Origin of the sequence: Candidatus Hecatella orcuttiae (assembly GCF_002009985.1) — an archaeon.
GTDB classification, from domain to species: domain Archaea; phylum Thermoproteota; class Bathyarchaeia; order Hecatellales; family Hecatellaceae; genus Hecatella; species Hecatella orcuttiae.
Map to the genome: position 1 here is coordinate 1,253,417 of NZ_MTLX02000005.1, position 13,789 is coordinate 1,267,205.

Below are 13,789 nucleotides of genomic sequence, written 5' to 3' on the forward strand. Positions count from 1 at the left end.
AAGGATATGGAAGGTGAGTTTAAATGTCGACCTCTGTCAAAGCTAAAGATTTGATCACAACCCAAGAGTGGAGCAGGGAAGAATTAGACAGAACACTAGAACTGGCCTTAGAATTGAAGGAAAAACGAAGGAAAAGAATCCCCCACAAGCTACTGGAGGGGCGCACCCTCTTCATGCTGTTTTACAACCTCTCCCTCAGGACCAGAAACAGCTTCGAAGCAGGCATATTCCAGCTGGGCGGGCAGGGAATATTTCTCTCCCCAACAGCCGTCTACCGGCCTGCCCTCGCGGGAAGCGAAATCCCCTACGAAACGGAGAGAGTATCCGACGTGGCCCGGGTTCTGAGCAGATACGGGGACGCCATCGCCATCAGGATCTACGGGAAACCTGTAAACTGGACCTATGGAATGGGCGACCAGATTGTGAGGGAGTTCGCCAAGTATGCGGACATTCCCGTGATCAACATGGAATGCGACATGTTTCACCCATGCCAAGGCTTAGCCGACGTCCTCACCATAAAAGAAAAACTTGGCACCCTTGAAGGAAAGAAGATCGTCGTAAGCTGGGCGTACTCCGGGGGAATAAAACCTCTGGCTGTTCCGCAGAGCTGCATCCTGAACTTCACCAGATTTGGAGGCGACGTAACCCTCGCGCATCCCAAAGGCCTTGAACTTGACCCCACTGTCGTAAGCTGGGCGAGGAAAAACGCTGAGGAGAGTGGGGGAAGTTTCGAGATCAACTACGACATGAATCAGGCCTTCGAGGGGGCTGATGTGGTCTACCCTAAATCTTGGGCGCCTCTTCAGTTCATGCCTCCGAAGACATGCAAGATGGAGGAGGAGAAGGCCTTAGAATTGATGAACAGACATAAAGACTGGATAACCACGGCTGAAAAAATAGACCTCTGCAAAAGAAACGTCCTCTACATGCACTGTCTGCCAGCCGATAGAGGGATGGAGGTAACAGACGAAGTTATCGACGGACCTAACTCCGTGGTGATGGATGAAGCGGAGAACAGACTTCACGTCCAAAAATCCATCATGGTTCTGCTGATGAGACGAGATTAAATGCGGTGATGGTATGAAAAGCCTGTATGGAAGAGACCTGATCACAACCCAAGACTGGAGCATCGACGAGCTGACCGAGACCATAGAGCTGGCGAAAAAATTCAAAGACATGAGAAAAGCTGGAAAGCCTCTCCCCAAAATCTTGGAGAGAAAGAACTTCTTCTCCGTGTTCTACGCGTCCTCCACCCGGACGAGGGCTGCCTTTGAGGTGGGAATGGAGCTCCTGGGAGGGCATAACCTCTACATCGACGTATCCACCACGAGGATTAAAGCGGGGGAGGCTGTGAAGGATGTTGCCAAAATGTACGACGGCTACGGAGACGGCATCGGTGTGAGAATACTTGACAACGTCATCGACTTCAAGTATGGGGAAGGATTGAGAGTCGTCAAAGAGTTCGCTGAAGTAGCGAGAGTCCCTGTGATCGACATGGGCTGCTGCACCTACCATCCGACGCAGGCCATAGGCGACATCATGACGCTGGGGAATAAGCTGGGAAGGCTTCCAAAGAAAAAATACACCGTCACATGGGCTTACTCCTCCAGGCTGAGGGGAGTCTGCAGCGTCCAGTCTGAGGTTCTGATAGCGACAAGGTTCGGCATGGACGTAACCCTAGCTCACCCTCCGGAATTCGAACTGGACCCGAAGATAATGGCGGCTGCGAAGAAAAACGCTGAGGAAAGCGGAGGCAGCTTGGAGGTGTCCCACGATTTCGAGGAAGCCCTCCGGGGCGCCAACGCCGTGTTCCCTCGAAGCTGGGTTACCTCAGGGCTTCTCAAAACCGGCCTCAGCGGCTACGGCATGGAGGAGGAGGTTAAAATCCACAACAAGCACAGGGATTGGAGGCTGGAGAAGCGTCACGTCGACGACCTGATGGGGAAGCCGGCGGTTGTAACCCATGTGCTACCCGTGTTCAGGGGGGAGGAGGCCTCCGACGACGTCCTAGACGGGCCGGAGTCAGTTATCTACGAGCAGGCGGAGGACAACCTCTACGCTAAGATGGCTGTGCTTTCCCTGACCATGGCCAAGGAAATAAACCTGTAGTTTCCCCGGGGGCCATAAACCCTTCCCACAGCCTTATTCCACACGTGTGGAAAATGCTGCGGCTGTAGGTTGATGCCAGCCTGCCCTTCAGACGGTTTTTATGAAAGCGTCCTCGATTTTTCTCTCGACGAATTCTCCCTCTCCAGGAGTTCCGACATAGTCTTCGCCATCGACTATTATCTTCCCCCTCAAAATGGTTGTAGTCGGCCAGCCTGTAACCTTCCATCCCTCATACGCACTCCAGTCCGCGCCCATGTGGAGGCTATCGCAGTCGAGGGTCTTCTCTTTCTTAGGGTCGATGATGACTATGTCGGCGTCGGAGCCGGGGGCTAACACTCCTTTCCTCGGATAAACACCGTAAACTTTGGCGGCGTTTGCGCTTACCAATTCGACGAACCGTGATAGGCTAAGCCGCCTCTTCTCCACTCCCTCAGAATAGACAATAGGCACTCGAATTTCAACGCCTGGGAAACCGTTGGGGACCTCTGTGAAAACAGCGGAATGTTTGCTTTTCTGCTCAGAGGTGAACACCGCATGGTCCGAGCTCACCACAGAGATGCGGCCGTCAGCCAATCCCCGCCACAGTTCCTCCACGTCTTCCCTTTTCCTGAGGGGTGGACTGCAGATGTAGTAGAACCCGTCAGGCGCTTCCAGGAGGTCTTCGGTAAGCGTCAGATAGTGAGGGCAAGTCTCAGCGTAGGCTGGCAGGCCTTTTCCTCTGGTGTTTCCGACCAGTTCAACCCCTTCCCGAGTTGACACGTGGGCGATGTAAACCTTGGACCCTGCGAATTCCGCCAAGGACAAGGCTCTCTGAATGGCTTCCGCTTCAACGAAATTCGGCTTCGCAACACCGTGGTACTTAGCCTCCACCCAACCTTTCCTCAAACATTCCTGCTGCCAGTTTTCGATGAGGGAGACGTTTTCCGCGTGGACTTTAACCAGCCCGCCGTACTCTTGTGCAGCCTTAAAAACTGCGAGAAGAGCCCAGTCATCCGCATACCATCCCTCCTCCCGGTAGCACATGTACTCTTTGAAGGAGGGGATCCCGCGGTCGATCATCTCCTTCATCTCCGCCCGCATCTTGTCGAGATCCGTGAAATCCGTAAGCGTACCATGCACCGAGTAGTCTACGGCTGATAGCTCAGCCGCCCTGGAAAGTTTCTGTTTTACCGCTTCTGTCAGGGGCTTACCCTTCTGCTGGGTGGCGAAGTCTATCACCATCGTCGTCCCCCCCATAGCCGCGGCGATCGTGCCTTTATCCCAGGTTTCCGGGGAAGTTTCCCCTTTCTGGTACAATTCGTAATGGACATGGGGGTCTATTCCCCCGGGTATCACTATTTTTCCTTCCGCCTGGATGACTTTCTCAGCTTTTGGAAGAACACTCCTACTTCCCAAAGCTGAAATTTTCCCAGCCTCCACGGCTATAGCCACCTTCATAACACCGGCGGCCGTCACCACGGTTCCCCCATCGATTATCAAATCCACTTTCATGTTTCTCTACGCCTCACCAGTCAGCGGAGTGAAAATCCTATTTAGCCTCATATTATTCATGCTTTCCTAGAAAATATTAAAAGCCGATTGCCCATAAATTTTCCTTATGAGCACAAGAAGACTTGTGATAGCTCTCGGAGGCAACGCCATAAAGCAAGCTGACGAAAGAGGAACAACTGAGGAGCAGTTTCGAAACATAGTGACGACCTGCAGGCAGATAGTAAAAATTCTGGAAAAAGACCCCGATATGGAGCTTGCCATAACCCACGGCAACGGCCCCCAAGTTGGGAATCTGCTTCTCCAGCAGGAAAAAGCCAGCGACGCCATTCCAGCTCAAACACTAGACGTACTCAACGGTATGACGCAAGGTCAAATAGGCTACATGCTTCAGCAGACATTGCAGAACAGCCTCAGAGAAGCCGGCGGCAAGCTGGGAAGGAGGCAAGTTATATCCATCGTCAATCAAGTACTGGTAAGCCGCGACGACCCTGACTTCCTCGACCCCTCCAAGCCAATAGGCAATTTTTTCACAAAGGCAGAAGCGGAACGGCTTGCAGCTGAGGAAGGCTACGTCATCAACCCTCCCGCTGGCAAAAAATATCTGGACAAAAAAATGAAGGGTATGGTGATAAAGCAGGTTAAGCCTGCAAACGTGACCCCTCGACCTTTCAGGAGGGTAGTTCCGTCGCCTGAACCTATCAGGAACGTTGAGGCTGAGGTCATCCGGTTGCTGGTTGAGCAGGGGATAATTGTCATAGCATCTGGCGGCGGAGGGATACCTGTCATAATGAACGAGCAAGGCCGCCTCGAAGGAGTTTTCGCTGTCATAGACAAGGACAAAGCTGGAGAAAAGATGGCCTCCGCCATCAAGGCGACTGATTTTCTGATACTGTCCGACGTTGAATATGCTATGTTAAATTTCGGTAAAGAAAACCAGAAGCCGATACGTAGAATATCTGTGAGGGAGGCTGAAAAATACCTTTCAGAGGGACATTTCCTCGCTGGAAGTATGGGCCCGAAGGTTGTCGCCTGCATAAGATTCCTCAAAAACGGCGGTCGGAGAGCTATCATAACAAGCCTGCACAAAGCAGCGGAAGCCTTAGAAGGCCGAGTAGGCACCCACCTTTATAGATAATTTTTTTGATCTGAAGAGCCTGTTCTTCTTTTTAGGTCCGCTGAGGGCCCTCTAACTTTAAATAAAACGAAAAAGCTAAAACCGGTATGAATGTCGCTGTAGAATCCCAGCGATTTATTTCTAACTTGTGGAAAGATATAGAGATCCCTGTGGATAAGATTAAACCCAGCAAGTTCAGTTTGAGGGACGTAGACGGGTCGACTGTCAAAGAGTTGGCTGAATCCATCAAGGCCAACGGACTGCTTCAACCCATCATGGTTAGGCCTTCGCCCAACGGCTACGAGCTTGTCTTCGGCCTTCACAGACTTGAAGCCTGCAAACAGTTGGGCTGGGAGAAAATCCCCGCAGTGCTCAAGGATGTGCCTGATGACGAAGTCTTATTGATGAGCATCGTTGAAAATCTTCAACGTAACATTCACGTAAACCCCATCGCTGAAGCCCGCAGCTATAAGTTTCTGATGACCAAAGGGTGGACTGTCCCTGAGATTTCGGCGAAAATAGGTAAAACAGACAAATACGTCTACGAAAGGTTAAGATTACTGTACAAGCTGCATCCGAAAATCCGGAAAGAACTGGACAAGCGAGTTCACCCATCGCCTCTGACCCCCTCCCATCTGGAACGCCTTGCCCTCATCGACGATCCTCAACTTCAACTGAAGCTGGCTAGGCTGGTTCAGAAGAAGCGTTTATCCGTACGGCAGCTTGAGCGTTTAACGCGGAAACTCAAAAGGATAATGCCCGCGGGATGCCTCTGCAAAAAATGCTCCAACTACCCTTGCAAATACATTCCTGGAGAAGACGATAAGGACTTGATGTATAAACACGCCTTCGGCTGAGTAGACGGTTATCCATAAGTTTCAGAGTTCCGATCAGTCCACATACTTCATCAAGATGCAGCCTTCCACAGGGCACACCGTTGGGCACAGAGCGCATCCCACGCATTTTTCTTTATCCACCTTGGGGAGCCGTTTTTCAACGTCGAATTCGATGGCTTGATGGCCTCCGTCTCTGCAGGCAACATAACATTGCCCACATCCCACGCATTTTTCTTCGTCGATGAAAGCTTTGACAAGAGGAGTACGCTTCAACTGCTCGTGGGTGGTGATGAAGGGAAGCGACTTACCCACCAGCTCCATGGGAGAGGAAAAGCCGTGAGTCTCGAGGTAGTTGGATAGCCCAACTTTGAGATCGTCGATTATTCCGTAGCCGTGGTGCATCACCGCTGTGCACAGCTGCACGGTGGTGGCTCCCACCAGCATCAGCTCCACAGCGTCGCTCCAGCTCATCACTCCTCCAGTGCCGGTTATCGGGATGTCCACGTTCTTCTTTATCTCAGCAATGGTTCTGAGGGTGATAGGCTTGATGAAATGCCCTGACAGGCCGCTGTAGGTGGACTTGTTTCGGACATTGGGATAGGGAACAAACGTATCCAAGTCGATGCCCATGAGGGAGGGTATCGTGTTGGATGCACAGATAGCGTCGGCGCCGCCTTCCTTGATCTTTTTCGCAATCTCCGCGATGAACGCTACCTGAGGAGTGATCTTGATGACCACAGGGGCGCGTTTGGCGGCGGACTTCACCCACTGGGTCACCATTTTGGAGGCGTCCCCATCCTGTCCAAGCATAGCCCCAGGCCTCTGCCCCATCGATCCTTGAGGACATGAGAAAGAGCACTCGATCATGTCCACGCCGGCCTCTTCCAAACGTCGGACAAGCTCTTGCCACTCTTCCTTGTTCGATCCCATGATGGAAGCCATTACCACTTTTTCTGGGAACTCCTTTTTCAGCGTGGCAACACGTTTCTCTACTTCCTCTATTCCGTAACGCGATATCAGGTCGATGTTGCCTAGTCCAGCCATCCTCCGGTCCTCCATGTTGATGGAGGACATCATGGGGTATACGAGGTCCACTTTCACGCTTTCCACGTGGGTTGTCTTCAACACGGCTCCAGCCCAGCCCTGCTTGAATGCTCTCCGAACCATGTCCAATTCGTCGGTGGGAGGCCCGGCGGCGAGCACGAAGGGGCTCTCGAATTTTATTCCGCAAAGCTCAACCGAGAGATCTTTATAGCGGTACATCAGCTCTCACCTCGAAGGTAGGCTGCAATCGCCCTTGCAGCCTTTTTCCCGTCACCCACAGCGCGCACCACGGTGTTGTCGTAGCTGACTAGGTCTCCGCCTGCGAACACGCCTTTTCGACTTGTCATCATGTTATCGTCTACTTTCACCTTGCCATAACGGTCTAATTCAATCCCGTTGCGGACATAGAATTCTGGTGAAAGTTTCGACCCGAGAGCGAGAACCAAACAATCGAATTCCGTGTGGTAGGTTGCCCCTTCCACTGGAACAGGTTTCCTCCTTCCAGACTCGTCAGCTTCCTCCAACCTCATAACTTGGCATTTCGCTCGGTAGTTTCCTTTTCCAGTGGGGAGGAATTCCACCACGGTTGTGAGCAGTTTAAAATTAACACCTTCAGCCATCGCAGCTTCAACCATCCTCCGCTCCGCAGGCATCTCAGCGAAGGTTCTCCGATAGATCACCGTGCACTCTCCACCGAGTCTGACAGCAGTTCGGGCAACGTCGAAAGCAACGTCACCGCCGCCTACCACACCCACTTTTTTACTCTTCAGAAACCCAAGTGCACCCTCATCTGCCATGCGCAGAAACTGACTTGCGCTGAAAACACCTTCCAGGGGGCCTTGGAGAGGATATTCTATGTCAACATCTAAGCCGCATCCTAAGAACACAGCATCAAACTCACCTTCCAACGCAGCCAAGTCAACAACCTCTGAGCCGTATCGGAGGTCTATCCCGCTTTTGACTGCAAAGTCTACTTCACTTTTAACGATTTCTCGGGGAGCGCGGAAGGGGGGAATACCCCAAGATGGAATACCGCCAGCCTTTTTCTGTTTCTCGAAAACCGTAACTCTATAACCCATCTTCCTGAGTTCGAAGGCGCAAGCCAAACCCGCCGGCCCAGCTCCCACCACGGCGACTTTCTGAGGGTGTTCTTCGGGAACGGTGACTTCTTTTTTCCAGTTTTTCTCTTCCCAGTCGGCGGCGAAACGTTGGAGGGAGTGAATGTTTATGGCACTGTCTATTTTCTTTCTGGTGCATTCTCCTTCGCACAGCCTGTCCACAGGGCATACTCGGGCGCATAGGCCTCCGAACAAGTTTTCCTCTTTTATCTTCTGCGCCGCCCCAGCGAAGTCTCGCTCCTTTATCCGCCGGATGAAAACAGGAATATCGATGTTCGCGGGGCAGTTCTTTCGGCAGGGCGGCTCATAACATTGGAAACACCGGGAGGCTTCCTGTAAGGCGGCATCAATGGACATTGCCGGTTCGACCTCATGAAAGTAACTCTCATCCGGCTTGTTCTCAAGCTTCGGGGATATTTTCTTCCCCACTCCATCTTCCCCCTTCCAGCATGGATGTTTGGTTCATGGAATAAATTTCCCCCTGTATTATTTAATCTCTAGGAGCGGAGGGTTGAAGCCTCCGGAAATCACTGCTCTGCATTCAATATTTTTCTCTTAAACTCCTCGATGTCAGGTTTGATGGTGGGCACTTCGCCTTCCATTTTCATCGTAGCCTCAGGGTCTTTCAGCCCACTCCCTGTGATGAGCGCCACCACAGTTTCATCCTTTTCTATGACGCCTTTCTCCGCAAGTTTAATCAGCCCAGCCAGCGAGGCTACTCCGGAAGGTTCAGCGAAGACTCCTTCTAGGGAGGCTAGAAGTTTCTGAGCCTTGAGTATATCCTCATCCGGAACTTCCTCCGCCGTGCCTGACTTCTTCAGAACATTCAACGCCACATCCGCATCCCATGGGAAAACATCCGCCAACCCTCCAGCTACGGTGCGGGGGTTCTTCCATGGTTCAAGCTCCCGGAGCGATTTTTTCTCCCTGAAAGCCTTCACCAAAGGAGCGCAGCCTGTGGACTGAATGGCGGCCAGTTTCGGCATGAAGTCGATGAAACCTATCTCTTTAAAGTCTCTAAACCCCTTCCAGACTCCTGCAAAAAGGCAGGCTGAGCCTACGGGGATTATTATCCAGTCAGGCAGCTTCCAGCCTAACTGCTCAGCTATCTCGTAGGATATGGTCTTCGGCCCCTCAACTTGGTATGGGTTGAAAGGCCCGAAGCTGGGGCAGGGATACCATCCGTACTCCTCAATAACCTTCTGGAGCATTTGGACGGTAGGGTCCTTTCCCTCCTCCGCAGGCTTTACCTTCACCACCCGGGTTCCGTGGAGGCGGATCTGGGCGATTTTGGCCGTGGAGGCGGACTCTAAAACGAAGGCGAAACATTTCAACCCTGCTTTAGCCGAATACGCAGCCAAGGAAGCCGCCGCGTTTCCACTGGAGGCTGTTGCCACGGTTCTGACTCCGAACTCCACAGCCTTGGATACGCCCACCGTCATCGAGCGGTCTTTAAAAGACCCTGTGGGGTTTCTTGTTTCATCCTTCAGGTAAAGGTTTCTCAAACCGATTTTTTCACCGAGGCTCTCCGCCTTCAAAAGCGGACTGCCTCCCTCGTTCAAGGTAACGGCGTTCTTTTCGCTTTTGAGGGGGAGAAATTCGAAATATTTCCATAGAAAGGGAGCCCGCTCGGCTAGGTTCTTTTTGCTCACTTTTTCAGCGATGGCGGAGTAGTCGTAGTCTAGGTCAAGGCGGCCGCCGTCTTTTTTCAGGCACATGTAAACCTTTTCATCTGGAGAGTAATCTCTCCCGCAGGCAGAGCATCTCATTCTGGTAACGAAGGCCATCTGTTTCACATCTTCAACCTGAGTTGACGTTGAGGGTTAAAAAATAGGAAACACTCTTAAATCTTAACCCGACACTTGCCTTTCCCGGGTTTACAGCGGCTTCAACGGGACTCCAAAATCAACGAGTTCTTTTTTCACCTTGTCGTAGATTTCCCGCCACTCCTTTGTAGGCTTCAAAGTCTTGAGGTCAAAGCATTCGGTGAAACTCTTTCCATCGGGCGGAGCGGCCAGTTTGGCTTCATATCGAGGGATGAAGACTTTTGCGATCTCGTTGGCTTCCCCCAGCTTCATGCCCGCGGAGCCTTTGAGCACCTCTCCGCAGAATTTGCACTCTAAGGGACTCACGTAATTGGTGAGCCTTCCTCCAGCTGAACGGGGACCGACGGCGTAGCTAGCTCCGGAGGCGGAGATGCATATCATGCTCACCGCCGACTCGTAGAGAAGCATCTCAGTGCAAGGGCCTGCCACTTGATTAGGCCCCGACATGACTAGGATGTGAGTGTTCCGTGAAAGAGCCTGGCAGCCGATGCTGGTCGTCCAGATGCCCTCCCGGCCGCAGTTACCCGAGTATCTGATGTCCATGCATCCCACGTAGCCTGTTAGGCTTCGGTGGACCAGCAAATTCAACAAGGCGCAAGCGATGGACGCTACAGCGGCACCTTCCGCCCCGCCCGCATAGCCCCCGATCATGGACCACGTTCCCGCGTGAATGATTCCTCCGCAGTTGAGGGTGTGAACCACCTTATGCATGGCGTGGTAGGTGGTTTTAAGCTCAGGAGGGAAGAGAATTAAAGCCAAGTTCCCCGGCCTGTAGCCACCTGGGATACCGTATCCTCCAAGCTGTCCGTAGGCTGTGGGGCTGGTTATGACCGCCTGAAACCCTATTCCCGGCCTGCCGGCTCTCCAAACAGCTTCCTGGTGCATCTGTGCCTGAAGCCGGGCTGCCAGCGTTTCGAAGGGCGTCCCTGCCAGCACACGCTTGCCGAACACCGTTTCAAGAGAAGGCCCTTCGATGATGTCCACTTCCCTATGTTGCGCTATTCCTTGGGTTAGGGGGATGAACAGTTCCTCGGAAACCGTTATGCCGAAGGGTGCGCACCAAACCGGAGGATAACCGTCTCCGGGCTGCCTGCTCTTCATAACCACCCTGTCTAAGCCTTCGCCCAACACGGCTTCTTTCGGCGCTGTTCTGACGGCTTCCCGCAGCTCCTCCTCGTCTACTTTTATCACTCTCTCAGTGTCTTGGCATAGCATTCCCGCGTCTACCGCTAAGTCGAATCCTGCCCGCCAAAACGAATCAGCCAAGCCGCCGTCGGTGTTGACGAGGTTGGCGGGGTCGTAGACTTTTTGGATGCCGTAGGCTCTCAGTTTTTCCGCTATCTTAGCCGGTATGACTTTAAAGTTCCAGTCCTTAACGGTGCAGAACGGTCCGTTGTGGGCGCGGTCGAGGATTGGTAAGTAAATATGAGACATGAGTTTCCTCACACGGAGTTATTCACTCTACAGGGATTCCGAGGTCTATGATTTCCCTCTTTACCTTGTCGTAGATTTCCCGCCACTCCTTTGTAGGCTTCAAAGTCTTGAGGTCAAAGCATTCGGTGAACTTTTTCCCCAGGGGGGGGTGGAACAATCTATTTTCATATTTTGGGAGGAGGGCCTTAGCAATGTCGTTAGCGGTCTTACGTTTCATCCCCGCGCAGGACTTGAAAACTTCAGCGCAAAACTTAGCCTCCAGCGGGCTGATGTAGTTGGAGTACTTACCCCCCGCCGACCGCGGGCCTATGGCCATGCTGGCGCTGGAGACGGAGATACTCATCATGCCCACCGCCGACTCGTAGAGAAGCATCTCAGTGCAAGGGCCTGCCACCTGGTTGATAATAGCCTCAGTCAGAAGGTGAGTGTTTCGACCTAAAGCTTGAAAAACAACGCTGTTAGCCCAAAGGGCTTCTCTTCCGCAGTTGCCAAAGTACCGGAGGTCATAGGCTCCGCAGCCGCCGTAAACAGCCTGATGAACAGGCCTCTCTAGGATGAAGATGGCTATGGCCGAGATGATGGAGCCTTCCGGGGAGCCGGAGTACCCTCCGATCATGGACCACGAACCGGTCCTGATGATTCCCCCGCAGTTGATGGCGTGGACCACCTTATGCAGACATGAATAGGATGTCTTCAACTCCGAGGGGAAGAGCACTATAGCCACATCGGTAGGCTTGTATCCTCCGACCACACCGTATCCTCCGAACTGCCCGTACTCGGTGGGGCTGGTGATCACGGCTCCCGCAGCCATCCCCGGCCTGCCGGCTCTCCGAATTACTTCTTGGTGCATCTTGGCTTGCAGGTAGCCCGCCAGTGTCTCGTAGGGAGTTCGAGAAATAATCGGCCTGCCGTACACGGTTTCCAAGGTAGGCCCCTCCAGCATGTCTATCACCCTGTACTGCGCCACGCCCAGCATGAGGGGAACCCAAAGGTCTTCGGAGATGCCTATTCCCAACGTGGAGGCGTAGATGGGGACCTTCTCGTCTTCCGGCTTCCGGGCTCTCATGGTGAACCTATCCAAGCCCTCTCCCAAGGTGAGCTCGCTGGGGGAGTCCTTGAGGGCTTCCTTCAGCTCCTCTTCGGTGAACCTCACTACCCTGCCTGTGTCCGAGCACAGCATTCCCGTTTCAACAGCGAATTCGAAGCCTGCTCTGTAAAAATCATCCGCAAGACCGTCGTCGCAGTTGATGGGGTTATCCTTATCAAAGGTTTTGCTGAGCCCATGTTCTTTGAGCTTCTGGAGAACTCCTTCGCCTATGACTTTGATATCCCAATCTCTCTCCGTGCAAACAGGGCCTGTGCACGTGCGGTCTAAGACTTCCAGAATACCGGGCGGAATCGACATGGACATAGACTATCGCCCATACAAGTTATTCTTTATCGACTTGAAGGGGATCGCTGTCGTGTTTGTTTAAAAAGTTTATGGCAACTGATGACCAGCTGGTTAATGCTGCATCCCGGCTACTCGATGATTTCCCATCGGCTCTGATACTTGTCAAGCTCACGCACCGTGTAGGGGTCCATGGGATGTTCCCGCTCCGGGATCTCTACCTCTTTCATTTCCCCGCAGAGTTTGGTTGAAAAATATCTCAGCCCGTTGTCGTTGATCATGGTAACAATTCTTTTAAATTCAGGGTGGCGGTCTGCAACCTTAAGCGCCGCGGCTATGTTGCATCCGGAGGAAATTCCGCAGAACAGACCTTCCTCAACTGCTAACCTCTTCGCCATCTCTATGGCCTCCTCGGAAGTGGTAGTTACAACCCCATTCAGCAAGCTGAGGTCCAAGTTGCGGGGGACAAAGCCGTCGCCGATGCCTTCTATCTCATGGGAGCCCCACCGTCGCTTCGACAGCAGCGGAGCCTCCGTGGGCTCCACAGCATACAAGGCTACGTGAGGGTTTTTCTCCCTCAGAAACCTGCCAACCCCTGTCAGTGTTCCCCCGGTTCCTTGGGATGCGACGAAACAGTCCACTCGGCCTCCTGTTTGCTCCCATATCTCCGGGCCCGTCGTCTTATAGTGGCTGTTGGCGTTGTCAGGGTTGCTGAACTGCTCCGGCACCCAGTATTTTCCAGGGTGCTCTTTTTTCAATTCGCTTATTTTTTCTAGGCACAGGTCCACGTCGCTTTCAGCTCCGGGCGTGTGAATTATGTTTGCTCCATAGGAGCGGATGATCTTCATTCGCTCCTGGCTCATTCCCTCAGGCATGACGATAGTGACCTTATAGCCTAGCATCCCTCCCACAAAGGCGCAGGAGATGCCTGCGTTCCCCGTTGAGGCTTCGAGGATTTCCATCCCCGGCTTCAGCTCGCCGGATTCGATGGCCTTGGTGATCATTTCATAGTAGATTCTGTCCTTTAGACTGCCGGTTGGGTTGAAGAATTCCAGTTTAACCAAGATTTCGTTTCCCCCTTTTGGACGGATGCGATTCAGCTTGTACATGGGCGTCATGCCGATGAGCTGAAATATGCTGTCAGCCGCACTTTTTCTAGCCTCCCAAGGAATTTTTCTTTCCGTCAACCTTCATCCCGCCTTAGCTAAGAGTTTTAATTCGCATACGGACAGCTATAAACCTTCACATAGAAAGAATTTAAAATAAACCATCCTCGACAGCTCTATTTTGAAAAAGCTTAAATCCCCATCAACTCAGTTCTTTAATGTGAAAAAATTATGGCTGAATTCTCTTACGTCAACAAGAGTGTTGTTCGGTTTGATGGTTTGGAGAAGGCTACGGGTCGGGCTGTTTTTGTGGGGGATTTG

11 protein-coding genes are annotated in these 13,789 nt (G+C 52.5%); 4 read left to right on the plus strand and 7 right to left on the minus strand.

Features of this window, described 5'->3' with window-relative positions; all coding sequences use genetic code 11:
* Positions 1 to 23: 23 nt before the first annotated feature.
* Together BWM17_RS09540 and BWM17_RS09545 are read left to right on the plus strand one after the other, a co-directional pair.
* Complete coding sequence (locus BWM17_RS09540) at positions 24 to 1,067, plus strand: N-acetylornithine carbamoyltransferase (RefSeq protein ID WP_309493698.1); 1,044 nt, start codon at positions 24 to 26, stop codon at positions 1,065 to 1,067.
* A gap of 13 nt (positions 1,068 to 1,080) precedes the next feature.
* Positions 1,081 to 2,109, plus strand: a complete 1,029-nt coding sequence (locus BWM17_RS09545) for a hypothetical protein (protein WP_309493699.1) — start codon at positions 1,081 to 1,083, stop codon at positions 2,107 to 2,109.
* Positions 2,110 to 2,196: 87 nt separating this feature from the next.
* Here BWM17_RS09545 and hydA read toward each other — a convergent pair whose 3' ends face one another.
* A complete protein-coding gene (gene hydA / locus BWM17_RS09550) occupies positions 2,197 to 3,600 on the minus strand; it encodes a dihydropyrimidinase (protein WP_309493701.1) in 1,404 nt (467 codons plus the stop codon).
* Positions 3,601 to 3,706: 106 nt separating this feature from the next.
* Between hydA and BWM17_RS09555 the strand changes: the two genes are divergently transcribed.
* The gene (locus BWM17_RS09555; RefSeq protein ID WP_309493702.1) at positions 3,707 to 4,735 is read left to right on the plus strand and encodes a carbamate kinase; all 1,029 of its coding nucleotides are present in this window, start codon (positions 3,707 to 3,709) and stop codon (positions 4,733 to 4,735) included.
* An 86-nt stretch (positions 4,736 to 4,821) separates the two neighbouring features.
* The gene (locus BWM17_RS09560; protein ID WP_309493703.1) at positions 4,822 to 5,571 is read left to right on the plus strand and encodes a ParB/RepB/Spo0J family partition protein; all 750 of its coding nucleotides are present in this window, start codon (positions 4,822 to 4,824) and stop codon (positions 5,569 to 5,571) included.
* 33 nt (positions 5,572 to 5,604) lie between these two features.
* Here the strand turns inward: BWM17_RS09560 and preA are convergent, their stop codons facing one another.
* The 6 genes from preA to cysK form a co-directional block, all read right to left on the minus strand.
* Positions 5,605 to 6,813: an NAD-dependent dihydropyrimidine dehydrogenase subunit PreA gene (gene preA / locus BWM17_RS09565; protein WP_309493704.1), complete on the minus strand. Its 1,209-nt coding sequence runs from the start codon at positions 6,811 to 6,813 to the stop codon at positions 5,605 to 5,607.
* A complete protein-coding gene (locus tag BWM17_RS09570) occupies positions 6,813 to 8,141 on the minus strand; it encodes an FAD-dependent oxidoreductase (protein WP_309493705.1) in 1,329 nt (442 codons plus the stop codon). Before BWM17_RS09570 ends, preA begins: the two co-directional genes overlap by 1 nt.
* Before the next feature lie 98 nt (positions 8,142 to 8,239).
* The gene (locus tag BWM17_RS09575; protein ID WP_309493706.1) at positions 8,240 to 9,499 is read right to left on the minus strand and encodes a threonine synthase; all 1,260 of its coding nucleotides are present in this window, start codon (positions 9,497 to 9,499) and stop codon (positions 8,240 to 8,242) included.
* 90 nt (positions 9,500 to 9,589) lie between these two features.
* Positions 9,590 to 10,972 carry a monomethylamine:corrinoid methyltransferase gene (locus BWM17_RS09580; RefSeq protein ID WP_309493707.1) on the minus strand — a complete coding sequence of 461 codons (1,383 nt, stop codon included), beginning with the start codon at positions 10,970 to 10,972 and terminating at the stop codon, positions 9,590 to 9,592.
* 22 nt (positions 10,973 to 10,994) lie between these two features.
* Entirely contained in the window at positions 10,995 to 12,377 is a 1,383-nt protein-coding gene (locus tag BWM17_RS09585; RefSeq protein ID WP_309493708.1) for a monomethylamine:corrinoid methyltransferase, read from the minus strand.
* A gap of 116 nt (positions 12,378 to 12,493) precedes the next feature.
* Positions 12,494 to 13,549: a cysteine synthase A gene (gene cysK, locus BWM17_RS09590; protein ID WP_309493709.1), complete on the minus strand. Its 1,056-nt coding sequence runs from the start codon at positions 13,547 to 13,549 to the stop codon at positions 12,494 to 12,496.
* Positions 13,550 to 13,789 lie beyond the last annotated feature (240 nt).